The following is a 23,115-nucleotide window of genomic DNA, read 5'->3' as shown; positions in this document are numbered from 1 at the left end:
CATGCGCGGCGTGGCGCGCAGCGGTCAGGTGCAGTGCTGGAACGACAAGGAGTACTCCGCCGCCGCCGACGCCGCACGCGGCGTACCCGGCCCGGGAGCCCTGCGGGGCGCCATCCGGCAGGGCCTCGACTTCGCCACCGCCTGTCAGCAACGGTCGACAGACCTCGTGCCGTTCATCGGCACCGGCTCGAACGCCAAGGACATCGACCTGCTCCGGCAGGCCCCCGGCGAGGAGGCGCTCACCTTCTACGGCCGTTCCTTCGGCAGCTACGTCGGCACCGTCCCGCGCCATGGTCCTGGACGGGGCCTACGAACCGCGGCACTACGCCGAGTCACGGACTACCTCGCCACCCTGGCGCTGCACCTTCGAGCACCGTGTCACGTCCGAGGCCGCTGAGGGCCTGATGTGGGAGAGGTCCTGGTCCGCGAGGTCCGGTCGGGCGGTGAGCGTGGCGTGCACCGCCTCCAGGATCGGGAGCGGGGCGTGGCCGGTGGCCAGGGCCACGTCCTTCGCGGCCAAGGCCACCGGGAAGTGGGAGGCGTCGGCGTACGTACGGGCCACCGCGCCGGCCAGCGGTCCGCGGGCCAGTTCGGCGCGGACCAGCTCCTGCGGCAGGCCCAGGACCTGGCCCAGCCTCAGGGCCTCCGCCACCAGTCCGACTCCGCCGACCACCGCGTTGATCAGCACCAGCTTGAGGGCGGCGCCGGAGCCCGCAGGGCCGCACACGGTGACCTCGCCGAGGGTGTTCAGCAGCTCGCGGACCGGGCCGGGCAGCGGGTCGCCGCCCGCCAGCACCCACAGCTTTCCCGTGGCGGCCCGGTCCACGCTTCCCATCACCGGCGCGTCGGTCAGCGTCACGCCCTCCGGCAGCCGCGCCGCGAGCGCCCTCACCGTGTCCGGCCCGACCGTCGAGGTATCGATCCAGTGGACGCCGGGCCGCAGGGCCGCCGAGTCCGACAGGAGGGCGTCGGAGACGGCCCGCAGGGCCGCCTGATCGGCCAGCATCGTGACGACGAGGTCCGCGTCGCGGACCGCACCGGCGGGTGTGGCGGCGACCGTCGCACCGGCCGCCGCCAGTGCTTCCGCCTTGTCCGGCGTCCGGTTCCACACCGTCAATGCGTGCCCCTGGGCGAGCAGGTGACGGGCCATAGGTGCACCCATGTGGCCGAGGCCGAGGAATGCGATCTTCTTCGCCGTGTCCATGCGACGACGCTAGGCCCGCCCCCTGGCATGCGACAAGCGAATGTCTAGCATGGCTGCCATGCCCACACCGCATGAGTTGTACGAGGTCTTCCTCCGCGTGGCCCGCCTGGCCTCCTTCACCGCCGCCGCCCGCTCCCTCGGCTACACCCAGTCCGCGGTCTCCCGGCAGATACAGGTCCTGGAGGACGAGTGGGGCACCCCGCTTTTCGACCGCCTTCCGCGTGGGGTCCGCCTCACCGAGGCCGGCCGGATCCTGCTCCCGCACGCCGAGGCCGTCGGCGAACGGCTGCGTACCGCCCGAGCCGAACTCGACGCCCTGCGCACCGTCGGCGCCGGGCGGCTGCGGATCGGTGCCTTCTCCACCGCCGACGCCGCGCTGCTGCCTCGCGCGCTCGCGGCTTTCCGGACCCGCCACCCCGCCGTCGCCGTCACCCGCACCGAGGGCCCCTCCGCCAAGCACCTGGCCCTCCTCGCCGCCGGGGACCTCGACCTCGCCGTCGTCGCCGACACCTCCGGGCGGCCCCCGCAGGGCTGCACCCCCCACCACCTGCTCGACGAGCGGATGTACGTGGCCCTGCCGCGCGGCCACCGGCTCGCCGGGCGCGCCGACGTGAGGCTGGCCGAACTGGCCGACGAGGAGTGGATCGCGGGCGGCACCCGCCCCGAGGACACGCTGATGCGCTCCGCACTGGAGGGGGGTTTCCACCCGCGGACGGGCTTCGTCGCAGCCGACTGGATCGCCAAGCAGGGCTTCGTCGCGGCCGGGCTCGGCGTCACCCTGATCCCGGCGCTCGCCGCCTCCTCCGCGCGACCCGACCTCGCGCTCGTCCCTCTGCACCCGGACGACACCCCGCGCCGCCAGGTCTACGCGGCCACCGCGCGCGGGGGCGTCCCCTCCCCCGCGGCCCTGGCCTTCCTGGCCCTCCTGAAGGAGGCCGCGCACGGGCTGGCATCCTGAGCCGGGTGCGGACCGCCTAGCGCGGGTAGCGGGCAGCGGCCTCGACGAAACCCGCGGCGTTTCGGGGTACCGAGGCGACGAGGGCGACCCAGGAGCCGTCCGTGAACTCGATGTCCATGCGCCCCTTCTGGAGCACGCCCGTCGGGTTGGCGCGCACGGCGGAGACGGCCGATCGGGGCGCTTCCCAGCACTGCTTCATCACCGGTGTCATCTGCCACAGCTGTGAGACGTCGCTCAGGCCGAACCAGCGCCTGTCCGTGACGGCCAGTACCCCCGCGACCGAGCCGCGCGCGTTGGCCCGGCCGATGACGAAGTGCCCGGCCGCACTCTGCCAGCCGCCCTCCATGCTCTTGCCGTGCATCAACCGGGTGCCGAGGTTGTCCACCGCGTCCGGCATCCGGTCGATCGCGCCCGCCGCGGCAGCCGGCCTCGACCTGCGGGGGTCGAGCACGCGGGACTTGGCCAGCTGCCTCAGCGGCCCGGGCAGCCTCTCCTCGATCCGCCGCTGGAGCGCAGACGGCTCCGGCGGGGCGAGCAGAGACTCGGGAGGAGCCGGCACTCCCGGACCGAGTTCGAAGGAGCACCAGGCCATGAGCCGCTCCCCCGGTTGCAGGAACTCCTGGGCCTGTTCGCGCCCCTCGTCGGTCAACGGATCTGCTCCTGTTCGTCGTCGGGCCGGCCTGTCCGGCCATCCGGATTCTCCCTCACGTGCCGACCTTCATGATCACCGGGGGCGGCGGTCCGGCGGGAGGGGTTCCGGTTCCGTTTGGCCGTCCGGTTGCCTGTCGGGCCGACGGTTCGGCGCCGGCGGTAGGCGCCGACGGTTCCCGGCGATCAGGATGCGGGCGCTGCCCGGCACGTCGATGCGGTAGCCCCGGCCCGTGCAGTACGCGGTGGCGAACATCCGGCTCCGCTTGCCGACGACGACGATCGGCTCGGCCCCGCCGCAAGTGGCCTGAAGATCACGCCACTTGAGGCGATCGCCTATCGTCTGACGAGCAGTGCCGAGACGAGGGGGATCCCGGAATGTTCGCAGTGATCTATCGATGGCGCCTCCAGGAGGGCAAGGAGCAACTGTTCGTCGATGGTTGGCACCGGGTGACGGCGGCGATCCACTCCCAGTGCGGCAGTTACGGCTCCCGCCTGCATCAGGCGGACGACGGCACGTGGGTGGCCTACGCACGGTGGCCCGATGCGGAAGCCCGCGAACAGTGCGCGATGCCGGATCCGCAGGGAGCGGCGATGATGACCGAGGCGATCGCGGAGCGCCTCCCGGAAACGCGGCTGCACATCGTCGACGACATGCTCGCGGAGCCGACCGGCCTCTGAAGGGCGCTGCAGAGCGTCGTGTCGGGCAACCAGCCCGGCCCCGCCGGTTCTCGGCGAACGTGCAGGTCGTCATCGAACCGGACACGCGACTGGTGGCCGCATCGCCGTGTCCGGCCAGACACGGCTGACGCTCCCCCGGCCCCGTGCCCCGAGCCGGCCCGAGCTCGCGGACACGGAGGGGGAACACACCACCGTCAGTGCCGATTCGGCCACTGTCCGCACTATGAGGCAGTCCGCAGGTGCCAGGTGATGCAGAAAGTCCGATCGTGCCCGGCGGACGGGCACGGACCGGAACGTTCGACCGTTTCCGGCATACGGGAGGTACGTGGTCCAGCGTGCGGGAGTCCGGGCGCCCTTCCGGATGGCCCCGGCCGGCCTGAAGTGCGTGCACCGGTGCCGTGCTCTAGCGTCGGAAGGGCGAGGGTGGCGGATGCGTCGAGCCGGTCGCCTCTCGGACTGCCTGCTCCGCGCCGCCCCCGCCCGTGGTCCGGCGCACTCGCGGATCGCGTGACCGACCGAGAGAGCAGGTGCATCCGCATGCGTCCGTCGGCTCGTGTCCCCAGCATCCTCGCCGGCCTGGCCCTCGCCGTCGGCGGCATCGCCCTCGCCGCCCCGGCCGCCACAGCCGCCCACGCGAACTCCCAGCAGTGCGAGCAATACGTCGCGCAACACAACTCGCAGGTCACGAACGACGTCCGGCAGGCGTGCTACGAGGGTCAGATCGGTAACCAGACCAGCTGCACCGCCAGCCTCGACGAGGCCGGCATCTCCAAGGACGTCGCGGACCAGGCCTGTCGGGTGGCTCCGAAGTAGCAACCACGAGGGCTCCGGGGACGGTTGGCGTCGGGGCCATCGGTCCGGCCGCGGCCGCCTGGTGGCGGGCCGCCCGGAGGCAGAACGCGGACGGGCCCGCCGCACGTATGCGGCGGGCCCGTCCTTCTGGTGGCCGGGGCGGGATGTGAACCCGCAACCTCTGGGATATGAGCCCAGCGAGCTGCCGCCCCGCTCCGCCCGGCGACCTCCACCGTAGGACGCTGCGGCGCGCGGAGGCGGACCTCCGGGCTGCGCTGCGTTGCGCCTCAGCCTCCGGTCGGCGGCTCGGTGCCGCCCCGGGTGCGGGGACCGCCCGCCGCAAGGGCGCTCGTCAGTGCCTGCCGCAATTGGTCGAGAGTGGGCAGGCCAGAGAGCCCGGCCGGTGTCCGGTACAGCCGGCACGACATCCCTGGCGGACGGCCGGGCTCGGTGAACGGGTCAAGGCCGTCGATCAGGAAGGTCGGTGAGCCTGTGAAACCGGACCGCTCGGCCTCGGCTTGACCAGGGATCACTCGCGTGACCACCGGAGCGCCATACGGTCCGACCTCATCGAGGGCCTGCCGCAGCAGGTCGACCGCAGGCTCCGTGTGAGGGCAGTCCGGGACGACGAGAAGCTCGATCCTCATGTCCCCATGGTCGCGCACCGACCGTGGTCATCGCCGGGATCCCGAGCGGCCCAGGCTTGCAGGCCGCTCAGGGCCATGGTTGCGTGCGGCTCTCCGCGGCCGGAGGGACCCTGGAGACATGACCCGGGTCAACGACAAGGTCGAGGCGTTGCTCCAGGAGTACGCCGACCTGATCGCGATCAGCGGCGGGGACGCCTTCAAGGCGCGCGCCTACGAGAAGGCCGCCCGTTCCATCGGGGGCAGTCCACTGGATGTCGCGAAACTCGACGCGAAGGGGCTCAAGGAGATCCCGAACGTCGGCGCGTCGATCGCCGAGAAGGTACTGGACTACCTTCGCACCGGCCGCGTCCCGGCCATCGACGAGGTCAGGGCGGCCGTCCCGGCGGGGGTGCGGGAGCTGACCCGGATCCCGGGGCTCGGCCCGAAGCGCGCCATGCTGCTCCACGAGCGGCTCGGGGTTTCCACGGTGGACCAGCTGCTCGACGCGATCCACGCGGAGCGGCTGCGCGACCTGCGGGGCTTCGGGGAGAAGAGCGAGGAGAACATACTCGCCGGCATCTCGCTGATGCAGAAGGCGGGCAGCCGCATCCTCATCGGCGCCGCGACCGAGATCGCCGAGCAGATCACCGGTGAGCTCTCGTCGGTGCCGGGCGTCGTACGGTGCGCGTACGCCGGGTCGCTGCGGCGGATGCGCGAAACCATCGGCGACATCGACGTGCTGGTGGCGTCGGAGCGGCCCGTCCCGGTGATGGAAGCCCTCGTGCGGCTGCCCGGTACGGCGGAGGTCCTGGCGCACGGCGCGAAGAAGACCTCCGTCCGCACGACGAGCGGACTCCAGGTGGACCTGCGGGTGCTGCCGCCCGAGTCCTGGGGAGCGGGCATGCAGTACTTCACAGGGTCGAAGGCGCACAACGTACGCACCCGGGAGCTGGCCGTACGGCACGGGCTCAAGCTCTCCGAGTACGGGCTCTTCGACGCCGACAGCGGTGAACGGCTGGCCTCCGGGACGGAGGAGGAGATCTACGCCCGGCTCGGCCTGCCGTGGATCGCGCCGACGCTGCGCGAGGACCGCGGGGAGGTCGCGGCCGGGCTGCGCGACGAGCTGCCCGTAGTACTGGAGGAGGGCGACCTGCGGGGTGACCTGCACACGCACACCGACCTCACCGACGGGCTGGCACCGCTCGAGGAGATGGTGGCGGCCGCGGCCGCGCGTGGATACGCGTACTACGCCGTCACCGACCACGCCCCGAACCTCTTCATGCAGCGAATGACCGACGAGAAGGTCCTCGCCCAGCGGGAGCAGGTGCGCGCGCTGGAAGGGGCGCACCACGGGATGCGGTTGCTGCACGGCACGGAGCTCAACATCGGGCCCGACGGGGAGCTGGACTGGCCCGATGCGTTCCTGGCCGGGTTCGACCTGTGCGTGGCCTCGGTGCATTCGCATTTCGGGCTGGACCCGCGCGCGCAGACCCGTCGCCTGGTGCGGGCCTGCGAGAACCCGTACGTGCAGGTCATCGGGCACCCCACCACGCGCCGGATCGGCCGCAGGCCGGGCATCGAGGCCGACTTCGACGAGGTGTTCCGGGCCTGCGCGCGGACCGGCACCGCCCTGGAGGTCAACTCGCACCCGGAGCGGCTCGATCTGTGCGACGAGGACATCCTGCGGGCCAAGCGCTTCGGGGTGCGTTTCGCGGTGGACTCCGACGCGCACTCCCCCACCCACCTGCCGTACGTGCGCTACGGGGTGGGCACCGCCCAGCGGGGCTGGCTGACGAAGGACGACGTCATCAACGCGTGGCCGCTGGCCCGGCTGCGCCGGTTCCTGCGCCCCTGAGCGGGGAACCGGTCGGCGCCGACCCCCTCTCGGTGAGTCGCCCGCGCCGTCGGTCGACAGCGCGGAGCCGGCGCTCACCCCCGCGGGGGCTCGGGCCCGGTCCCCGCGACCGCCCGGCCGTGGCGGACCAGCACGGTCACGGTGGCCGCGAGGAAGAGGGCCTGCATGGCCGTCCGGGGGCCGAGCCGGTCCCACCAGGGCACGTCGCCGCCGGAGGCGTAGACGTTCGCGGGGAACATCGCGACCAGCAGTGCGGTGAGTACGGCGGCCGAGGCCCGGGCGGTCCGCGACCACAGCAGCCCCAGCGCGCAGGCGAGTTCGGCGAGGCCGGTCAGCGTGACGAGCAGCTCGGGGGCCGGCAGGGCCGGTGGCACCATGGCGACCATCTCCTCGCGCATCCCGACGAAATGCGCGGCCCCGGTGAGCGCGAACATGGCCGCCAGGCCGCCCCTCAGGGCGGCGGTCGGCCGCCGGAACCGGACGGCGCCGAGCGCCCCGGCGAGCAGCAGCAGGCCTGCGACGGTGACGAGTGTGATGAGCGGTTCCACGTCAGGACCTCCCTTGCGTGACGCCCGGGTCAGGCGTGGTCGCCGGTCATAGCCTCGGCCGACCTACGGACGGTGTCCGGGTCGATCTGCTGGATCTGCACGACGACCCCGTCCGGGTCGGTGACCCGGATGCTGCGGCCGAAGTTCTCCTCGACGAGCTCGTACGGGTAGCCGCTCCGTCGGAGCCGCTGCGCGACCTCCTCCAGCGGCTCATCCGTCGCAAAGCCCAGTTCGGTGGCGCCGGGCGGCCGCCCCTGCGAGACGGCGGCGGCATGGACGCCGACGGCGCCCGCGGCTGCGGTCAGCCGGACCCAGACGGCCGCACCGGGCTCCTGCCGGACAGTGAGCCCCAGCCCGGCGTAGAAGTCCCGGGACGCCTCGACGTCGGCCACGTACCTGATGGGAAGGACGGTCAACATGATCTGCCTCTCTCGTTCGGTCATCCCCAGCGTCCTGTCCGGTACTCCCGTGGGCGCTGTACAGTCGCCGCAATGGACGCAATCAGACGCATCGGTGCGATGTCATGACGCAATCCGTCACGCTCGACGCGCTGGACCGCCGTTTGATCCATGCTCTGCAGATCGACGGACGCGTCTCGTTCAGCAGGATCGCCACCGTGCTCGGGGTCGCGGAGCGCACCGTCGCACGCCGCTACCACCGGCTGCGGTCGGCCCTCGTGGTCCGAGTCGTCGGGCTCGTCGACAGCCGGCGGATCGGCATGCTCGACTGGTTCGTCCGCATCGACTGCACACCTGACGCCGCCGACGCGCTCACCGCCGCCCTCGCGCAGCGGGACGACACCTCGTGGATCGCTCCGCTCGTCGGCGGAACGCGGCTGACCTGCATGGTCCGCACTCCGGCCTCGGGTACGGACAGCGGGCGCGCGCTCTTCGACCATCTGCTGCGAACCCCGGGGGTACGGGATGTAGAGGCAGGCTGCGTGCTGCGCCAGGTTGCCGGTGTCGGCGGCTGGGCAGGGCGGACGAGCGCGCTGGAGGCGTTCGAGCAGGCGGCTCTGCTCGGTCCCGCGCCGGAGCCACCGGGCGACGGGGAAGCGCCCGATGAAGCGTCCGGCTGGGGCGAGGCGGAGGCACGGCTCGCCGGCGAACTGGCCCGGGACGGCCGGGCGGACGTGGCACGGCTGGCCGCCGTCACCGGCTGGTCGGCCTCGACCGTGCGCCGCCGCGTCGCCGGACTGCGGGCCGCCGGGGTGCTCCACTTCGAGGTGAACGTGGACCCGTCCCACTTCGGCTTCCCCCTGGAGGCGCTGCTGTGGCTGGAGGTGGCGCCGGCCTCGCTGGTCGAGGTGACGCAGGCGCTGTCACGGCACGACGCGGTCGCCTTCGCCGCCGTCACCACGGGCCGGGCGGCGGTCTTCGCCATGGTGCAGTGCCGTGACACCGATGCCCTCTACGACTACCTGGCCGACGAGTTGGCCGCGCTGCCGGGCATCGGCCGGATGGAGACCGCGCTGGTCCAGCGCCGCGCAAAACGGGCGGGCCCGCTCCTCGTGCCGGCGATGGCGGAACGGCCGGAACGGCGCGGTGCGGGACGGTACGGTCCGGGACGGGAACAGCGGCGCTGACCGGCCGACCCCTAACGGACGCCTCGGGCATCCCCGACGAAGGCTGCAGGACCCTGGCCGCGGGGCCGCTACGCCACCCGGTCGCGGGCAGCGCCGGGCCGGGCTGCACCCCTTGGCCCGGGGTGCAGCGCGCGCCCTTCGGCTGCACCTCCGGTTCCACGCGAAACAGTGACATGCATCACAGCGGCTTGAAGGGTCACGGAACCATTACGTCCACCACGGGCTCACCGACATGTCGAGATTTGTCCAACCGGGGTCGACATTCCCCCTGTCCACCGTAATGAGCACCTCAGGTTATGGGACGACCCGCTCCAACTTGCCACGTCACAGGTGTTTCTGATGGCCGTCACCTGCTTCACGCAGGCCGCCGAGCGCACGTCGAGCACGACTGTCCGCCCATTTCAAGTCCGCCGCACGGCGCCGCCGCGTGTGCCGGCGGCGAGACTTGCCAGCCCGTTCCAGGGCTTTTAAGAATGGCGGCCCGCCCGGCGTTCAGACAGCTCAGGCGCAGGACGCTTCGCAGAAACCAAGTGAGGCCCGTATGCAGAAGCACCGCAAGAGGAAGCAATACAAGAAGATATCGATCGCCGCCGTCACCCTGGGCATCGTGGGCATACCCACCGCCGCGATCGCATGCTGGGACACCCAGGAGACGGGTACGACGAGGGCCTCCGAGAGGCAGAGCGCACCCGCCTCGCCCAGCGCACCTTCGCCCGTCGCGTCGATCCAGAACCAGGCGGCACCCGTGGCCACCCCGACCGGGACGCCCGAGCCGACCGGGCAGCCGACGCAGGATCCGCAGACGGCGCAGCCCTCCACCGCGGCGACCCAGCCGCCCCGGGAGACACAGTCCGCCAAGCCGGCCCCGGCCCCGGCCCGGCCGAAGCCTCCGGTCACCTCGAAGCCCCCGAGCCCCCCGACCGCCGCGCCCTCCGGCCCTGCCGCCGAGGTGGTGGCCCTCGTGAACAAGGAGCGCGCCAAGGCCGGGTGCTCGGCCCTCACCGTCAATGACAAGCTGACGGCTGCCGCGCTGAACCACAGCAAGGACATGGCCGCGCACTCCAACATGTCGCACACCGGATCCGACGGCTCGGACCCGGGCGCGCGCATCACCCGCGCCGGCTACGCCTGGATGACCTACGGCGAGAACGTCGCGTACGGCTACAGCACGCCCGAGCAGGTCATGATCGGCTGGATGAACAGCCCTGGGCACAGGGAGAACATCCTCAACTGCGCGTTCAAGGAGATCGGCGTCGGCCTCGCACAGCCGAACTCCTACTGGACCCAGGACTTCGGCGCGGCCCGCTGACATCGACGACCCGGCCCGAGTGAGACCCGGGCGCCGGCAGCGACACGGAGGGGACGCCGGTTCACGGATGACGGGGCCCCGTACAGCAGATACCGGAGAGGCTGTGGGCCTCTCCGGCATCTGCTGTACGGGCGGCTCGCCGGGACGGAATCCCGGGGGCCGCGGGGCTGTCGGTGTCGTCACTTACCGAGCTTCTGCTTCAGGTCCTGCTTGAGCTGGTTCTTGATGACCTGCTTGTTGACCTTGTTCACGGTGCCGCCCTTGCCGGTGCCGTCACCGCCGACGGCCGTGGCGTCGCCGAGGTTGGTGGCGTCGGCGCTGGCGTTGCCGCCTGTGGCGTTACCAGTGGTGATTTCGCACTTGCCCTTGCAGTTGCCGACACCGGAGTTCGCGGCGCCGCCGGTGGCCTCACCGCCGACCGTGGTGTTCTCGGCGTTGGCGTCGCCGCCTGTACCGATGCCGTCGGCGCTGTCGTCGCTATGCGCGAGGGTGACGGCCTGCTGCGGGGCGGCGGCCGGGGCGGCCATCGCGGTCGCCGGAAGGGCGATACCGCCACCCACCAGCGCCAGGGAAGCTCCGGCCAGAACGACACGACGGGTCGAGAAGAGCTCGAACATGGGAATTCTCCATTCGGTATAAAAAAGAGGGGTTCTGTACCGCCCCGGGGAAACGGGCCGGGATGATATTTCGACCTCATTTCCTCCGGGGATTCCCCGGTAAGGGCGTACTTCAAATAAACCCTGCCGGGGGACGTGCGTCACGCCACTCGAACACGTGACTGGACGTCCAGAACCGATCTTGGTATAAGCTGCCGCAGCGCCGGCGGAGGACCCGGCAAGGAAGGTCCCGCCGGCCTTCGCGGCCTCGATGCGGGCGATTCCCGCCGGTCTCCCAAAATGCCGGCTTCAGACGCTTCCCACATCATGAGTGCTGTGTATGACGCACACAGGAGATCGATCGCTCTGTCGATCGTGGTTCCCATCTTCAACGAGGAAGAGGTCCTGCCTGTTCTGACGGCCCGGCTCCGGCCGGTCCTGGACGGGTCCGGCGAACCGTACGAGGTCCTCGCCGTCGATGACGGCTCGACCGACAAGCCCCCCGCCTGCTGGAAGATCTGCGCACCGTCTGGCCCCAGCTGCGCATCGTGACCCTCCGGCGAAACAGCGGCCACCAAGCCGCCCTTACCGCCGGATTGCGCCGCGCCCGCGGCGCCTACGTGATCAGCATCGACGCGGACCTCCAGGATCCGCCGGACGTCATCCCCGAAATGCTCGCCCTGGCCCGGGCAGACGGTCTGGACATCGTCTACGCCGTCCGTGTCGACCGCTCCGCCGACACCGGATTCAAACGCCTGACAGCCGCCGCGTACTACTGGCTCATGCGCCGTCTGGCCGGCTCCTTCGTCCCCGCCAAGGCCGGCGACTTCCGCCTGCTGTCCCGCCCTGTCGTGGAAACCCTGAAGACCCTTCCCGACCAGCAGCAGATCTATCGTCTGCTCATCCCTTCGCTCGGCTTCCCCTCCGGCCAGGTCACGTACGAGCGCGGAGAGCGAGTGGCCGGCACCACCAAATACCCGCTGCACAAAATGACCCTCTTGGCGTTGGACAGCATCACCAGCTTCTCGGCAGCCCCACTGCGCCTGGCCACGGCAGTCGGCGCCCTCAGCATCCTCGTCTGCCTCGCGTTCCTCGCCTGGACCCTCACCGTCTACGCCACGGGCAGCACCCCGCCCGGCGTCTCGTACGCGTCCCAGCGGCCCGTCGCCTGCCACATCAGCCATTTCGCCCAGAGCACGCCGCAGCCGGCGAGGGTTGCGGCGTCAGGCATCAGCCACCATGCCGATCACCGCTTGTCACCAGCAGCGCTCGCCGACCCGGCCTCGCTTTCGATACAGGAGCGCACGGACATGGGAATTCGCTCATCTCCAGCTCCGCGCTCGTCTCCCGGACCACAGCCGACGGCAGGGTCCCGACGGCTGCGGGCTTGCCGACGACCTCCGGTACGGTGCCCAGCTTCACGATCACTCTGGCGAACGCCTCGGGGAGCTGCATCTGGAGGTGCTCCTCCGGCCGGGCTGCGGGGCCCGCTGACGTACCCGGCCCTTACGGTGGCAGGATGGAACAGCGGATCAGTTTGGTCACCCTGGGCGTCGCGGACCTCACCCGCGCCAAGGGCTTCTACTCGGCGCTGGACTGGCGCGGCACCGAAGTCGAAGAGACGGTCTTCCACCAGGCGGGCGGTCTGGCCCTGGTTCTCTGGGACCGCCGGAAACTGGCTGCCGACTGCGGTCTCGCCGACGCCCCGGCGACCGGCTTCGGCGGCATCGCCCTGGCTCACAACGTGCGTACGGACGCCGAGGTCGACGCCCTCCTCGACGCCGCCGCCCGGGCCGGCGGCACCGTCACCCGGCCCGCCGCCGTCAACGCGATCGGTTTCTACTCGGGTGTCTTCACCGACCCCGACGGCCACGCCTGGGAGATCGCCCACAACCCCGGCTTCACCCTGGCCGAGGACGGCTCCCTGATCCTGCCCGACTTCGGCCGCTAGCGGACAGCGACGCCCGCCGCTCCCTTTGTGAACCGGTCGCCGAGGGGGTGCGGGGCCGGACACAGGGGGCCATCTCTACAGTTGTGGAGTGAGGGCGCGTCAGCTGTAGGGACGGCCCGAACCGGACGGAGAGGCGTTTCATGACACAACGTCACGCGGTGGTGGTCGGGGCCGGAATCGGCGGCCTCACGGCCGCCATCGCACTGCACCGGCGCGGCTGGCACGTCACCGTCTGCGAGCGCGCCTCCGAACCCCCGATCACCGGCGCCGGCATCGGCCTCGCCCCCAACGCCCTGCGCGCACTCGACGCCATAGGCGTCGACGCCGCCCGCGCCGCAGGCAGCGCCGTGCCCACAACGATGGGCGTACGGCGCTCCAACGGCCAGTGGCTCACCCGGACCGACACCGCGGACATGGCGGCCCGCTACGGCATGGCCCCGATCGCCGTCCCACGCCCGGCGCTCACCGCCGCTCTGGCCGCCTCCCTTCCGCCGGAGGCCCTTCGCTACGGCACCGAGGTGACCGCCGTCGACGACGCCGCGGGCCGCCCGACCGTCCGTACGACGGCCGGCCCGGACCTTCCCGCCGATCTGGTCGTCGCCGCCGACGGCATCCACAGCCCGCTGCGCCGCGCGTACTTCCCCGCCCACCCCGGCCTGCACTACATCGGCGAGACGGCCTGGCGGACCATCGTGGATGCCCCGGACCTGCGGATACCGGCCATGAGTGAGACCTGGGGGCGGGGCGACCGGTTCGGCGTGACACCGCTCTCCGACGGCCGGTTGTACCTCTACGCCACCGCGATGGTCCCGGCCGGCACCCGGTCGGCCGACCCTCGCGCCGAACTCCTACGCCGCTTCGGCTCGTGGCACGACCCGATTCCGGCCCTGCTGGACCGTGTCGGCCGCCTCGACCTCGCCGATGTGCTCCGGAACGACCTCTACGACCTGGCTGCCCCGCTCCCACGCCTGCACCACGGCCGGATCGCCTGGCTCGGCGATGCCGCCCACGCCATGGCCCCCAACCTCGGCCAGGGCGGCTGCCAGGCCATCGAGGACGCGGTGATCCTCGCCCACCTGCTCCCCGCCGGAGACGGCGGAGGAAGCGACGGGGGCGACGGGGACAGCACAGACCTCGTGCCGGCCGCCCTCGACGCGTACACCGCCGCCCGCCGCGACCGCACCGACGCCGTGCGCGTCCGTGCCCGCCGGGTCGGCCGCCTGGGCGCCCTCCGCAACCCGCTCGCGGTGGCGGCGCGCGACCTCGCGGTCCGCGCCACACCCGCCCGCCTTGCCCTGCGCGGCATGGACGACCTCTTCAACGGCTTCCGGCTCCCCGGGTAGCCGGGACCCGCTGAGGTCGGGGTGTCGTCGTCACCTCGTGAAGGCTGCCGGGGCTCTCGGGACGGCGTCACCCACTTCCGGCATCGGCGGTGTCGGGTGGCTGCGCCGTCGGCGCAGCCAGACGTAGAGCATCAGGCACGGCAGCAGCAGTCCGACGACGGTGAGCGTGAGGAACGCCGTGAAGCTGCTGATGTGGCTGATGAGCCACGCGAAGTTCTGCCCGAAGAAGCCGACCACGAAGGACAGCGGGAGGAACACGCTCGCGAGGATCGTGAGTCTCTCCATCGTGGCGCTCTGCCGAAGGTTGATCTTGTTCTGCTCGACGGAGATCACCGCGATGTTCGCTTCCAGGACGGTGGTCAGAAGGTCGCGTTGGGCAGCGACCTCCTCATTGACCAGCAGCAGGTGGTCGTGCACGTCTCGGAAGTACGGCAGGAGCGCGGGCGGTGACTTGCCGGACTGCAGCCGCCGGGCGAGCACGGCGAGCAGCGGGTGTACGGCACGGTAGAAGTCCGTGGCCTCACGGCGCAGGAAGTAGATCCGTTCGGTCGGGGCGATCGCCCCGGAGAACACCGTGGCCTCGATCTGCTCGATGTCGCGTTCGAGTTCCCCGACGACTGGGGCGTAGCTGTCGACGACCTGGTCGAGGATCGCCCACAGCGTGGCGGCACTGCCGGTCTTGAGCAGTTCGGGGCGACCTTCGAGTCGGCTTCGGGCACCGTGCAGCTCGCTCGCGATGCCCTGGCGGACGGTGATCACGAAGTGCTCGGCGAGGAAGATGCTGATCTCGCCGGTGTCGATCTCCTCGCGCTCGTCGTCGTAACGTGCCGTGCGCAGGATGATCAGTTCGGTGCCGTCCTCGTACTGCTCGGCCTTCGGCCGCAGGTGGAAGGTACGGGCGTCCTCGACGGCGAGCTCGTGCAGCCCGAAGATTTCCCGGACCCGGGCCAGCTCCTCCGGCCCCGGTTCGAAGATGCCCAGCCACACGAATCCGCCCTGCCTGCACTGGGCGGCGGCCTGCTCCAGGGGCATCGCGCCCTCGTGCTGCCGACGCCCGTCCCGGTAGTGTGCGCAGTCGACGATCATGGCCATCCTCCTCACGGTCGGCCGGGGTGCGCCACTCTTGCCCACCGGCGGCGTAGCGCGCCGTACAGGCCTCACATCAATAGATGCTCCTCCGACTCATACGGAATGTCCTCGCGTGCCGGAGCCGTCCCCCTCCGGCCCACCGAGAGCGGGACGGCGTCACCGTCGGCCTCGACAGACCACCGGAGAGTCACGCCGCTTCGGCAGGATGGAGGCGACATCCGTCGTCCGGCCGTCCTCGTACGAGCGGGCACGCCGTCATCCACCGCCGACGGCGCCGGTCAGAGGTCCCAGGACTTCGGGCGTTCCAATGCCTCCCACTCGGCACGGAGCAGGGACAGGACGGCGACGTCGTGGCGGCGCCCCCGGTGCAGGCAGGCTGAGCGGCGCACTCCCTCGTGGACGAATCCCGCCTTGCCCAGGACGTTGAGCGCGGCTGTGTTGCTGGTGTGGGTGACGGCCTGGAGGCGCTGCATGGGCAGTTCACCGAAGGCGAGGTCGGTCAGGGCGTCCACGGCGTCGGTGCCGTGACTCTTCCCCCGGTACTGCGGATCCATCACCAGGAAGACCTCTGCCGTACCGTCGACGATGTCCTGGTTGATCAGGGCGGTGTGGCCGATCGGCGTACCGTCGGGCAGCAGGACCATGAAGTCGTCCCGCTCGTGATCATCCCTGTCTCGCTCCATGCGCTCGCGGAGCGAGGACAGGGAGCGCGGCCAGAAGCCGATCTCATGGGCAGCGACCGGGTCGGACCTCCAGCCGTGGACCAGATCGGCGTCTTCGGCGTCGAGTGGTGCGAGGCTGACCGTCCGTCCGCGCCAGCACGTCACTCGGTCCGATGCCACGGCCGCGTCTTCCAACTCGTTCTCAGTCACGGGCGGATGCTACGGGCCGACGGAGCGGGAGAACCAGCGAATTGAAGCGTTCGCCCGTCGACGGCCAAGGACCCAGCTGAAGCCGGGATCGGGCACATCATGCCGAGTGCAGGGAGCGTTGACCGTCGTAAATCGGGCGGCTCTGTCGGTGCCGCTGCCTAGGGTGGGCGGATGAACGAGATACAGATCGTGTCCGGCCACGGTGCCTGGCGAGGTGGGTTCGAGGAGCGGGTACTGGCCGGGTACCGGGCTGCGGGGTGCTCGGAACCACTGGCCCAGGCCCTGCTGGAGCGGGCGCTGAAGGGAATCGACGACTGGACGGTGGCCACGGACGGCACCGGGTGGATCGCGGTCGAGGTGGCGGAGGACAACGGGGCGACCGTGGGCCGGATCCACGACCTGACGGTTCCCCAGGGGCGCGAGTGGGCCGAGCGGTGGTGCGCCGAGCACGGCGCCCAGCGGGTGGAGGTCCGGCTCAGCGGCGCAGCGGGAGCGTTCGCCGACTACCCGGTACGGGGACAGATCCGGATGCGTGCCGCGGCCGAGCGGCCCGAGCTGCCGCCGGGCCTGACGGTTCGCCGGCTCACCGAGGATGAGTACCCGGGCTGGTATGCCGGTGAGGAGGCCGCGTACGTCGCGGACATCGTCCGGGCCGGAGCCCTGACCCCGGAGCAGGCCAAGGAGAAGTCCGACCGGGACTTCGCGCGCTACCTCCCGCAGGGATACCTGACCCCGGGGCACGCGTTCTACGCGCTGGAGGCCGACGGCGGGGTGGTCGGCACCGGCTGGGTGAACCACGGCTTCCTGCCGGGCGCGACCTTCGGCTTCTCGCTGGAGGTGTACGAGGAGCACCGCGGCAAGGGCTACGGCCGCGCCGCGATGGCCGTCGGCGAGTGGGCCACCCGGCAGGGCGGCGACGAGGCGATGATGTTCAACGTCTTCGGCGGCAACGAGGTCGCGATGAGCCTGTACGACAGCACCGGCTTCGCCGTGCTGGACGAGTTCCGCTCGATCGAGCTCTAGCTCCGGCTCTCTGCAGTGCGGGACCGCCCGGCCCCGCACTGCACCCGCCCCCACCAGGCGTTCCGTCTGCCCGTGTGCGCGCGTTCGAGGCTCCCGGTATCGTCCAGTAAGTGCGATCCGCCCGAAATACAGCCCGGCCGGTCGGGCAGCCGTGGATGCCGGCAGAGGGACGCGATCACATGGCACACCACAGCATCAGCCCGAAGGGCCGAAGCCCGGACGACGGCCGGTCATCCGCAGCGCAGTCGGGGGACCCCGGGCGGCGGTCCGTCGGCACGTTCTCCGGAATCAACAGGGCCGCAGCAGCAGCTGCCTTGGTCCTCCTGGCAGGGGTCGGCCCGGTACCGAGCAACGCAGCGGCACAGGATGCCCGCGGAGCCGCGGCGCGGAGCGACGCGACCTCCGCGGCGCGGTTCGTGCCCGGTCCCTGCCCCAAGACGTCCGAGCCGGTCGCCGCACTGGACGACGCACGGTGCGGCTTCCTGGAGGTCCCCGAGAACCGCGCTCGCCCAGCCGGACGCACCATCCGGCTGGCCGTCGCGGCCATTCCCGGCACGTCGGCGAAACCGGCCGAGGACCCGGTCGTGTTCATGGCAGGCGGTCCCGGAGGCGACGCGTTCGGCGACATCCCCTTGCTCGTCGACGCCGGTCTGAACCACGACCGCGAGCTGATCATCATGGCCCAGCGCGGGAACCTCCACTCACAGCCGAACCTCGCCTGCCCGGAGATCGACCGGTCCTCCGCGCAGGCTGTCGGCCTCCGCTACGACGATCCGTCCGCGCAGCGGATCCTGCTGCGCGCGACGAAGGAGTGCCGGGACCGCCTCACGGCCGACGGCACCGACCTGAGCGCCTACAACACCGCCGAGAACGCCGCGGACTTCGCCGACCTGCGCACCGCGCTCGGTATCGGCGGGTGGAACGTCTATGCGTACTCCTACGGCACCGACCTCGCCCTCACCTACCTGCGTCAGCACCCTCAGGGAATCCGTTCGATGGCACTCGACTCGGTCACGCCACCGCAGAACGTGAGCCTGCCGTGGACGTGGATCAGCGCCCGGGAAGGCATCGGCACCATCCTGCGGGCGTGCCAGGCACAGCCCGGCTGCAAGAGCCGCTATCCCGAAGTCGCCCGTACGCTCACGGAGCAGGTGCGCCGACTGGAGGCGCGGCCCCTGACGATCAACGCCGCTCCACCGCGTGGCGGGAAGCCGGTGAAGGTCGTCCTCGACGGCGGGGCGCTGGTGAACCTGCTGGTCGGCAACGCCGTCCCGGCCGCCGACGTCCCGGCGGCCCTCGACGAGCTCGCCCGCGGACATCCGGAGCGCTTCGCGCGGGCACGCGCCGCCGGGGCGAACCCCGTCGTCGGCGAGACCGCGTTCGGCCTGACGGAGTCGGTGGCATGCAGCGAATGGGTGCCGGGGCACGGGAAGTCCGACCTGTTGGAGGCCGGCCGCATGGCCTTCCCCGGCTGGCCGGACACGGTCCTCGCACAGGCACCGCAGCTCCCCTTCCAGCACGAGGTGTGCCGTGTCTGGAACGTTCCCGACCGGACCGCCACCCAACGGGTGGCGGCCGTCAGCTCGGTGCCGACGCTCATCGTCTCGGGGACCTTCGACGGGAAGACCGGGGCGAGTTGGGGGACCCGTACGGCGCGTGACCTGTCCCGCTCGACCGTCGTGCAGATCCCCGGGACCGGTCACTTCGTCGTTCCCCAGTCGCCGTGCGCGCAACGCGTGCTGGCCTCGTTCCTCGCCCGTCCCACCGCGCCCGACACCAGCTGCGCGGCCGACGTCAAGCCGAAGCCGTTCACGATCGTCCCGAAGTGACCGGGAGGCCTGATGGCAACGAGGGCGTGCGGACGGCTCCGCCGACGGTGTTAGCGTGCGGGCATGCGCGCTCCCATCGGGCCATTCGACAACGCCGTACCCGCCCCCGACTGTCTCGCCGAGCTCACCCCACCCGTGGCGCGAGCGGTCGCCGGCTGGCGGGGAGACGTACCCGCCGGGCAGATCCTCTACGTCGACACCGACCCGGCCATCGCCGACACCGCCGCCTTCGTGGCGCACTTCGGGCAGGAGCTGATGGATCAGTCCGCGAACTGCGTGGTGGTGGCCGCCAAGCGCGGTGGCCAGACCACCCTCGCGGCCTGCCTCGTGCCCTCCGCGGGCCGGGTCGACGTGAACGGCGCCGTCCGGCGTCACCTGGGGGCGCGCAAGGCATCCTTCGCCCCGATCGAGGCGGCCGTGGAGCTGACGGGCATGGAGTACGGCGGCATCACCCCGCTGGGGCTGCCCGACGACTGGCCGCTGCTCGTGGACGCGGCAGTCCGTGACATGCCGTACGTACTGATCGGCAGCGGGCGCCGCCGCGGGAAGCTCATCGCGCCCGGGAAGCTGCTCACGGAGATCCCCGGCGTCGAACTGATCGAAGGCCTCGCCCTCTGACGCGCCGGCCGGCGCTCCGCAGGGCGGGAACTGCCGTACTCGGGCTGTCGTGCCGGGGAAGCAGGAAGGGGGTGGTCAGGATGAGAAGGCCGGCGATGGCGATCGCGGTGCGGAGGCCGGTGGTGCCGGCCAGCAGGCCCCACAGCCCGGTCATGGCGGCGACAGTTGCCTTGCTGGTGACCGACCACGCGGACAGGGTGCGGGCGATCCGGTCCGTAGTCGTCTGTTCGAGCCGGTAGGTCGCGAACACCGGATTGAACACGCCCATGCAGGTGATCAGTCCGAGCTCGACGGCCACGACGAGCACGAGTCCGCCCACGCCGGGCCGGATGAAGGCCAGCCCGAGCGGCCAGCACGCGCGCAGTGTCCCGGCGGTGAGCATGACCTTGTGCCGTCCGAACCGTGCGACGAGTCGGCGGGCCAGCCGCGAGCCGATGATGCCGCCGACACAGGGCAGGCCGAACGCGAGGCCGTACTGCCAGGGGGCGAACCCGAGGTCGCCGAGCATGAGGACGGCGAGCAGCGGCGAGGTTGCCAGGATCAGGCCGTTGACCAGGACCGTGTTGAAGAACAGGGGGCGCAGGGTCGGGTGGGTCAGGATGTACCGCCACCCTTCGAGCAGGTCGCCGGGCCGGAGACGCGCCCCGTGCGCACCGGTGCGCACGGGGCGCGTCTCGCTGCCGCTGATCGCCCGGATCCCCGCGGCTGAGAGCAGATAGCTGACCGCATCGGCAAATACGGTCATCACCGGGCCGAACAGCCCGATCGCGGCCGTGCCGACCGGTGGTCCGAGCACGGTTGCGGTCCAGGTCGTGGACTCGAACCGGCCGTTCGCGACGAGCAGGTCCTCCGGCCGCACGAGCGCCTTCAGGTACGCGCCACTGGCCGCGCTGAACGCGATGCCGGCCGCACCGACGACGACGGACACGACGAGGAGCTGGACGAAGCCGAGCAGACCCAGCGCGTAGGCGGCGGGGACGCTCATCAGCGTCACGAACCGGGTCAGGTCCATCGCGACCATCACCGGCCGCTTGCGGCGGAACTCCACCCACGGGCCGAGTGGCACCGCGACCGCCGCCCCGACCGCCAGCCCCGTTGCGGCCAGCAGCGACACCTGGGCCGGCCCCGCGTCCAGCACGAGGATCGCGATCAGGGAGAACGCGTCGAACGCGAGCCACGTGCCGAACGTGCTGACCGCGTAGGCCGCCCACAGCCACCCGAACTGCCGGCCGGGCGGTCTCCTGTCCACCATGCTCAGCCCACCCCTTGATGTCCCACCTGAACAAACCGACGTTGACAGGTAGGAGCAAAGCCACCAGCACAACAGCAGGTCAAACAACCAATCTGCCAGCGATCCACAACCAAGCGTTGTGCTCTAGGGTGGATCGGCATGGACCTCGACACCGTCCGGACCTTCGTCGCCGCCGCCGACGCGGGGCAGTTCCAGGAGGCCGCCGCCGAGCTGGCGGTCACCCAGCAGGCCGTCTCCAAGCGCATCGCCGCGCTGGAGCGCGGCCTCGGCGTGCGGCTGTTCACGCGCACCGCGCGCGGCGCCGAGCTCACCATCGACGGGCAGGCGTTCCTGCCCCACGCGCGCGAGCTGCTGCGCGTCGCCGAGCGCGCGGTCGCGTCCGTACGCCCCGGCCGCCGTCCGCTGCGCGTCGACGTCATCGCCTCGCGCGTCGCGCCGTCGGGCCTGATGCGCGGCTTCCACCGCGCCCACCCCGAGATCGACCTCGACGTGGTGATGCTGTTCGACATCGAGACGGCCGTCGCCGCCGTCCTGTCCGGTGCCATCGACGCGTCCTTCCGCGCCGTCGCCGTGCCCGGCCGGCCCCTTCCGGAGGACATCGAGTCCGTCCGGGTGCTCGACGAGCCGCTCCAGCTCCTCACCGGCCCCGCCCACGCGCTGGCGGGCGCCCGGTCGGTGACCGTCGCCCAGCTCGCCGGGCACCGGATCTGGATGCCCGGGATCGTCCCCGGTACCGAGTGGGCCGCCTACTACGACGACCTCGTCGACGAGTTCGGCCTCACCATCGAGGCGACCGGCCCCAACTTCGGCTCCGACGCACTCCTCGACACCATCGCCGACACTCCGGCCCTGGCCACCTTCATGGGTGAACAGACCCGACTCGTCTGGCCCGCCGGCCACGGCCTGCGCCGCATCCCGGTGACCGACCCGACGCCCGTCTACCCGCACTCACTGATCTGGCGCCGCGACAACCCCCACCCCGCGCTCGCCGCGCTCCGCAGCTATCTCGGCTCCGCACAGCCCGGCCACCGCCCCGACGGCGAGACGTGGGCACCCACGTGGACACAGCGGTGAGCAGGTTCGTGCCCGGAAGGCTCACACCCGGGTAACTGCCGGGAAATGACGCGCAGACGGCACCTTCGACTCAGGAGCCCGTGCTGCTGCCCCGCGGCTCCGGTGTCAGTTCCGCAGTGAGTTCATCCAGTGCTTCAAGTCGTCGAGCCGAGTCGGCCATGAGCGCGGCCGCCGCGACGAGGATGAGTTCCGTGACGGCGACTTCGTGGGTGAGCGGCGCGATGGGGCCGGCCGCCTCGCGGGGCAACCGGACCAGGACCTCGGCCTGTTCGGCGAGTGGGGACTCCCAGGCATCGGTGACGAGGATCAGCCGGGCACCACGTGAGCGGGCCGCGTGGACGAACCTGGCCGTGCTGTCCGCGTAGCGGCGGAAGTCGTAGGCCACGATCAGGTCCGATGGGCCCAGATCGACGAGCACCCGGGCTCGGGCCGCCGGGGTGTCCGGAACGCGGGCCACGCCTGGCCGAAGGGCCGCCAGCTGACGGACCAGGTAGTCGGCCGCCAGTTCGCTGAGCGAGCCGCCCAGCCCCCACACCCGTTCGCCGTCGGCCAGGAGACCCGCGATGAGGGAGAGCAGCGGCTCGTTCACCACCGACAACGGCTGGCGGTGCCACCTCTACCGACTGGCCGTTCACCCCGCGTACCGCCGTCAGGGCGTCGCCACGACACTGCTGGCAGCTGCGGAGGCGCGGTTCGCGGCGCTGGGCGGGCGGCGCGGCGCGGCGCGGCGACGCGATGGTGCTGGACGGCAACGAACTCGCCCACCGCGCTTGGCACGCGATGGGATACGAGCCGCAGCCACGCTGGACCCGATGGGTCAAGCCGCTGACCACCTAAGCGGCCTCGGGGAAGTAGCGCACGTGCCCGAGGCCGCTCAACCGTGGGCAGGTGCCGAGGAGTGGGCGTGCTGCTCGTAGAGGCGGTCGGCGAGCAGTGCGTGAGCGAGTGTGCCGCCCGCGCGGACGGAGGCGGTGACGAAGGCGGTCTCGGCGAGCTCCTCGGCGGTGACGCCGTGCCGGCGGGCGGCGGCGGTGTGGACGTCCAGGCAGTAGGAGCACTGGGTGACCAGCGCGACCGCCACCGAGATCAGCTCGCGGTAGCGGCGCGGCACCGCCCCGTCCTCCCGGTCCACGGCCTTCTGGAAGGCGATCCAGGCGGCGAACTCCGCCGGGGCGTTGCCGCCGACCGAGCGGGCGCGGTGGAGGTCTTCGGGGTGTGCGTACACGGGCGGACTCCTGCAACGGTGGGTGGGGGCGGCGGGC

The 23,115-nt window shown here is 71.6% G+C and carries 25 protein-coding genes, 1 tRNA gene and 2 pseudogenes; 16 read left to right on the top strand and 12 right to left on the bottom strand.

Going from position 1 to position 23,115, the window contains the following annotated elements:
- Positions 1–10: 10 nt before the first annotated feature.
- Positions 11–397: a hypothetical protein gene (locus tag OG737_RS32015; RefSeq protein ID WP_405922291.1), complete on the top strand. Its 387-nt coding sequence runs from the start codon at positions 11–13 to the stop codon at positions 395–397.
- On the opposite strand, the gene OG737_RS32010 is transcribed toward OG737_RS32015, so the two are convergent.
- Positions 323–1,204 carry an NAD(P)-dependent oxidoreductase gene (locus tag OG737_RS32010; RefSeq protein ID WP_328929693.1) on the bottom strand — a complete coding sequence of 294 codons (882 nt, stop codon included), beginning with the start codon at positions 1,202–1,204 and terminating at the stop codon, positions 323–325. The genes OG737_RS32015 and OG737_RS32010 overlap by 75 nt on opposite strands.
- A gap of 49 nt (positions 1,205–1,253) precedes the next feature.
- On the opposite strand from OG737_RS32010, the gene OG737_RS32005 reads away from it, so the two are divergent.
- The gene (locus tag OG737_RS32005; RefSeq protein WP_405676698.1) at positions 1,254–2,162 is read left to right on the top strand and encodes a LysR family transcriptional regulator; all 909 of its coding nucleotides are present in this window, start codon (positions 1,254–1,256) and stop codon (positions 2,160–2,162) included.
- A gap of 16 nt (positions 2,163–2,178) precedes the next feature.
- Here OG737_RS32005 and OG737_RS32000 read toward each other — a convergent pair whose 3' ends face one another.
- Complete coding sequence (locus OG737_RS32000; RefSeq protein WP_405676700.1) at positions 2,179–2,811, bottom strand: hypothetical protein; 633 nt, start codon at positions 2,809–2,811, stop codon at positions 2,179–2,181.
- Positions 2,812–3,188: 377 nt separating this feature from the next.
- On the opposite strand from OG737_RS32000, the gene OG737_RS31995 reads away from it, so the two are divergent.
- Complete coding sequence (locus tag OG737_RS31995) at positions 3,189–3,491, top strand: antibiotic biosynthesis monooxygenase (protein WP_328929690.1); 303 nt, start codon at positions 3,189–3,191, stop codon at positions 3,489–3,491.
- A gap of 537 nt (positions 3,492–4,028) precedes the next feature.
- On the top strand, positions 4,029–4,304 hold the full coding sequence (locus OG737_RS31990; protein WP_328929689.1) for a hypothetical protein: 276 nt from the start codon (positions 4,029–4,031) through the stop codon (positions 4,302–4,304).
- A gap of 127 nt (positions 4,305–4,431) precedes the next feature.
- Here the strand turns inward: OG737_RS31990 and OG737_RS31985 are convergent.
- Both OG737_RS31985 and OG737_RS31980 read right to left on the bottom strand, forming a co-directional pair.
- Positions 4,432–4,508 (bottom strand) — tRNA-Met (locus tag OG737_RS31985).
- Between the two features lie 62 nt (positions 4,509–4,570).
- Positions 4,571–4,930, bottom strand: coding sequence for a hypothetical protein (locus tag OG737_RS31980; protein WP_405676702.1), 360 nt, complete (start codon positions 4,928–4,930; stop codon positions 4,571–4,573).
- 118 nt (positions 4,931–5,048) lie between these two features.
- Here OG737_RS31980 and polX point away from each other — a divergent pair, with 118 nt between their 5' ends.
- The gene (gene polX / locus OG737_RS31975) at positions 5,049–6,764 is read left to right on the top strand and encodes a DNA polymerase/3'-5' exonuclease PolX (protein ID WP_328929687.1); all 1,716 of its coding nucleotides are present in this window, start codon (positions 5,049–5,051) and stop codon (positions 6,762–6,764) included.
- Between the two features lie 74 nt (positions 6,765–6,838).
- Here polX and OG737_RS31970 read toward each other — a convergent pair whose 3' ends face one another.
- Together OG737_RS31970 and OG737_RS31965 are read right to left on the bottom strand one after the other, a co-directional pair.
- Positions 6,839–7,312 carry a DoxX family membrane protein gene (locus OG737_RS31970; RefSeq protein ID WP_328929686.1) on the bottom strand — a complete coding sequence of 158 codons (474 nt, stop codon included), beginning with the start codon at positions 7,310–7,312 and terminating at the stop codon, positions 6,839–6,841.
- 29 nt (positions 7,313–7,341) lie between these two features.
- Positions 7,342–7,731 (bottom strand): VOC family protein, encoded by a 390-nt coding sequence (locus OG737_RS31965; RefSeq protein ID WP_328930539.1) that lies wholly within the window; start codon positions 7,729–7,731, stop codon positions 7,342–7,344.
- Between the two features lie 104 nt (positions 7,732–7,835).
- On the opposite strand from OG737_RS31965, the gene OG737_RS31960 reads away from it, so the two are divergent.
- Together OG737_RS31960 and OG737_RS31955 are read left to right on the top strand one after the other, a co-directional pair.
- A complete protein-coding gene (locus OG737_RS31960) occupies positions 7,836–8,897 on the top strand; it encodes an Lrp/AsnC family transcriptional regulator (RefSeq protein WP_405922290.1) in 1,062 nt (353 codons plus the stop codon).
- Positions 8,898–9,438: 541 nt separating this feature from the next.
- The gene (locus OG737_RS31955) at positions 9,439–10,206 is read left to right on the top strand and encodes a CAP domain-containing protein (RefSeq protein ID WP_405922289.1); all 768 of its coding nucleotides are present in this window, start codon (positions 9,439–9,441) and stop codon (positions 10,204–10,206) included.
- 179 nt (positions 10,207–10,385) lie between these two features.
- Here the strand turns inward: OG737_RS31955 and OG737_RS31950 are convergent, their stop codons facing one another.
- Complete coding sequence (locus tag OG737_RS31950) at positions 10,386–10,823, bottom strand: hypothetical protein (protein WP_405922288.1); 438 nt, start codon at positions 10,821–10,823, stop codon at positions 10,386–10,388.
- Between the two features lie 315 nt (positions 10,824–11,138).
- Between OG737_RS31950 and OG737_RS31945 the strand changes: the two genes are divergently transcribed.
- The 4 genes and pseudogenes from OG737_RS31945 to OG737_RS31930 all read left to right on the top strand — a co-directional run bounded on the left by OG737_RS31945 (position 11,139) and on the right by OG737_RS31930 (position 14,096).
- Complete coding sequence (locus tag OG737_RS31945) at positions 11,139–11,354, top strand: glycosyltransferase (protein WP_405922287.1); 216 nt, start codon at positions 11,139–11,141, stop codon at positions 11,352–11,354.
- A pseudogene (locus OG737_RS31940) lies at positions 11,351–11,599 on the top strand (glycosyltransferase); the annotation flags it as partial. The gene OG737_RS31945 and the pseudogene OG737_RS31940, both read left to right, overlap by 4 nt.
- Before the next feature lie 722 nt (positions 11,600–12,321).
- Positions 12,322–12,753 (top strand): VOC family protein, encoded by a 432-nt coding sequence (locus OG737_RS31935; RefSeq protein WP_328929680.1) that lies wholly within the window; start codon positions 12,322–12,324, stop codon positions 12,751–12,753.
- 140 nt (positions 12,754–12,893) lie between these two features.
- A complete protein-coding gene (locus OG737_RS31930; RefSeq protein WP_328929679.1) occupies positions 12,894–14,096 on the top strand; it encodes an FAD-dependent monooxygenase in 1,203 nt (400 codons plus the stop codon).
- Between the two features lie 30 nt (positions 14,097–14,126).
- Here the strand turns inward: OG737_RS31930 and OG737_RS31925 are convergent, their stop codons facing one another.
- A complete protein-coding gene (locus OG737_RS31925) occupies positions 14,127–15,182 on the bottom strand; it encodes a CorA family divalent cation transporter (RefSeq protein ID WP_328929678.1) in 1,056 nt (351 codons plus the stop codon).
- 281 nt (positions 15,183–15,463) lie between these two features.
- Positions 15,464–16,057, bottom strand: coding sequence for a GNAT family protein (locus tag OG737_RS31920; RefSeq protein WP_328929677.1), 594 nt, complete (start codon positions 16,055–16,057; stop codon positions 15,464–15,466).
- A gap of 171 nt (positions 16,058–16,228) precedes the next feature.
- On the opposite strand from OG737_RS31920, the gene OG737_RS31915 reads away from it, so the two are divergent.
- The 3 genes from OG737_RS31915 (at position 16,229) to OG737_RS31905 (ending at position 19,527) form a co-directional block, all read left to right on the top strand.
- Positions 16,229–17,080 (top strand): GNAT family N-acetyltransferase, encoded by an 852-nt coding sequence (locus OG737_RS31915; protein ID WP_328929676.1) that lies wholly within the window; start codon positions 16,229–16,231, stop codon positions 17,078–17,080.
- 416 nt (positions 17,081–17,496) lie between these two features.
- Entirely contained in the window at positions 17,497–18,909 is a 1,413-nt protein-coding gene (locus tag OG737_RS31910) for an alpha/beta fold hydrolase (RefSeq protein WP_328929675.1), read from the top strand.
- Between the two features lie 63 nt (positions 18,910–18,972).
- A complete protein-coding gene (locus OG737_RS31905; RefSeq protein WP_328929674.1) occupies positions 18,973–19,527 on the top strand; it encodes a YbaK/EbsC family protein in 555 nt (184 codons plus the stop codon).
- Here the strand turns inward: OG737_RS31905 and OG737_RS31900 are convergent.
- The gene (locus OG737_RS31900; protein ID WP_328929673.1) at positions 19,481–20,779 is read right to left on the bottom strand and encodes an MFS transporter; all 1,299 of its coding nucleotides are present in this window, start codon (positions 20,777–20,779) and stop codon (positions 19,481–19,483) included. The two genes, OG737_RS31905 and OG737_RS31900, sit on opposite strands and share 47 nt — an antisense overlap.
- Before the next feature lie 138 nt (positions 20,780–20,917).
- On the opposite strand from OG737_RS31900, the gene OG737_RS31895 reads away from it, so the two are divergent.
- On the top strand, positions 20,918–21,853 hold the full coding sequence (locus OG737_RS31895) for a LysR family transcriptional regulator (protein ID WP_328929672.1): 936 nt from the start codon (positions 20,918–20,920) through the stop codon (positions 21,851–21,853).
- A 70-nt stretch (positions 21,854–21,923) separates the two neighbouring features.
- Here OG737_RS31895 and OG737_RS31890 read toward each other — a convergent pair whose 3' ends face one another.
- Positions 21,924–22,442, bottom strand: coding sequence for a MurR/RpiR family transcriptional regulator (locus tag OG737_RS31890; RefSeq protein ID WP_405676715.1), 519 nt, complete (start codon positions 22,440–22,442; stop codon positions 21,924–21,926).
- A 7-nt stretch (positions 22,443–22,449) separates the two neighbouring features.
- Here OG737_RS31890 and OG737_RS31885 point away from each other — a divergent pair.
- A pseudogene (locus OG737_RS31885) lies at positions 22,450–22,690 on the top strand (GNAT family N-acetyltransferase); the annotation flags it as partial.
- Between the two features lie 37 nt (positions 22,691–22,727).
- Here OG737_RS31885 and OG737_RS31880 read toward each other — a convergent pair.
- Positions 22,728–23,078 (bottom strand): carboxymuconolactone decarboxylase family protein, encoded by a 351-nt coding sequence (locus OG737_RS31880; protein ID WP_328929670.1) that lies wholly within the window; start codon positions 23,076–23,078, stop codon positions 22,728–22,730.
- Between the last annotated feature and the right edge of the window lie 37 nt (positions 23,079–23,115).

The sequence above is a fragment of the Streptomyces sp. NBC_00122 genome, assembly GCF_045160845.1.
Classification (GTDB): domain Bacteria; phylum Actinomycetota; class Actinomycetes; order Streptomycetales; family Streptomycetaceae; genus Streptomyces.
The sequence above is the reverse complement of the archived record's forward strand: the minus strand, read 5'-3'. Positions and strand labels throughout refer to the sequence as shown.

Excerpts from the sequence above, each read along its gene's own strand:
- OG737_RS32010 (WP_328929693.1), bottom strand. The coding sequence starts at position 1,204 with ATGGACACGGCGAAGAAGATCGCATTCCTCGGCCTCGGCCACATGGGT.
- OG737_RS32005 (WP_405676698.1), top strand. The coding sequence starts at position 1,254 with ATGGCTGCCATGCCCACACCGCATGAGTTGTACGAGGTCTTCCTCCGC.
- OG737_RS31995 (WP_328929690.1), top strand. The coding sequence starts at position 3,189 with ATGTTCGCAGTGATCTATCGATGGCGCCTCCAGGAGGGCAAGGAGCAA.
- OG737_RS31990 (WP_328929689.1), top strand. The coding sequence starts at position 4,029 with ATGCGTCCGTCGGCTCGTGTCCCCAGCATCCTCGCCGGCCTGGCCCTC.
- OG737_RS31980 (WP_405676702.1), bottom strand. The coding sequence starts at position 4,930 with ATGAGGATCGAGCTTCTCGTCGTCCCGGACTGCCCTCACACGGAGCCT.
- polX (WP_328929687.1), top strand. The coding sequence starts at position 5,049 with ATGACCCGGGTCAACGACAAGGTCGAGGCGTTGCTCCAGGAGTACGCC.
- OG737_RS31965 (WP_328930539.1), bottom strand. The coding sequence starts at position 7,731 with ATGTTGACCGTCCTTCCCATCAGGTACGTGGCCGACGTCGAGGCGTCC.
- OG737_RS31960 (WP_405922290.1), top strand. The coding sequence starts at position 7,836 with ATGACGCAATCCGTCACGCTCGACGCGCTGGACCGCCGTTTGATCCAT.
- OG737_RS31955 (WP_405922289.1), top strand. The coding sequence starts at position 9,439 with ATGCAGAAGCACCGCAAGAGGAAGCAATACAAGAAGATATCGATCGCC.
- OG737_RS31950 (WP_405922288.1), bottom strand. The coding sequence starts at position 10,823 with ATGTTCGAGCTCTTCTCGACCCGTCGTGTCGTTCTGGCCGGAGCTTCC.
- OG737_RS31935 (WP_328929680.1), top strand. The coding sequence starts at position 12,322 with ATGGAACAGCGGATCAGTTTGGTCACCCTGGGCGTCGCGGACCTCACC.
- OG737_RS31930 (WP_328929679.1), top strand. The coding sequence starts at position 12,894 with ATGACACAACGTCACGCGGTGGTGGTCGGGGCCGGAATCGGCGGCCTC.
- OG737_RS31925 (WP_328929678.1), bottom strand. The coding sequence starts at position 15,182 with ATGATCGTCGACTGCGCACACTACCGGGACGGGCGTCGGCAGCACGAG.
- OG737_RS31915 (WP_328929676.1), top strand. The coding sequence starts at position 16,229 with ATGAACGAGATACAGATCGTGTCCGGCCACGGTGCCTGGCGAGGTGGG.
- OG737_RS31905 (WP_328929674.1), top strand. The coding sequence starts at position 18,973 with ATGCGCGCTCCCATCGGGCCATTCGACAACGCCGTACCCGCCCCCGAC.
- OG737_RS31900 (WP_328929673.1), bottom strand. The coding sequence starts at position 20,779 with ATGGTGGACAGGAGACCGCCCGGCCGGCAGTTCGGGTGGCTGTGGGCG.
- OG737_RS31895 (WP_328929672.1), top strand. The coding sequence starts at position 20,918 with ATGGACCTCGACACCGTCCGGACCTTCGTCGCCGCCGCCGACGCGGGG.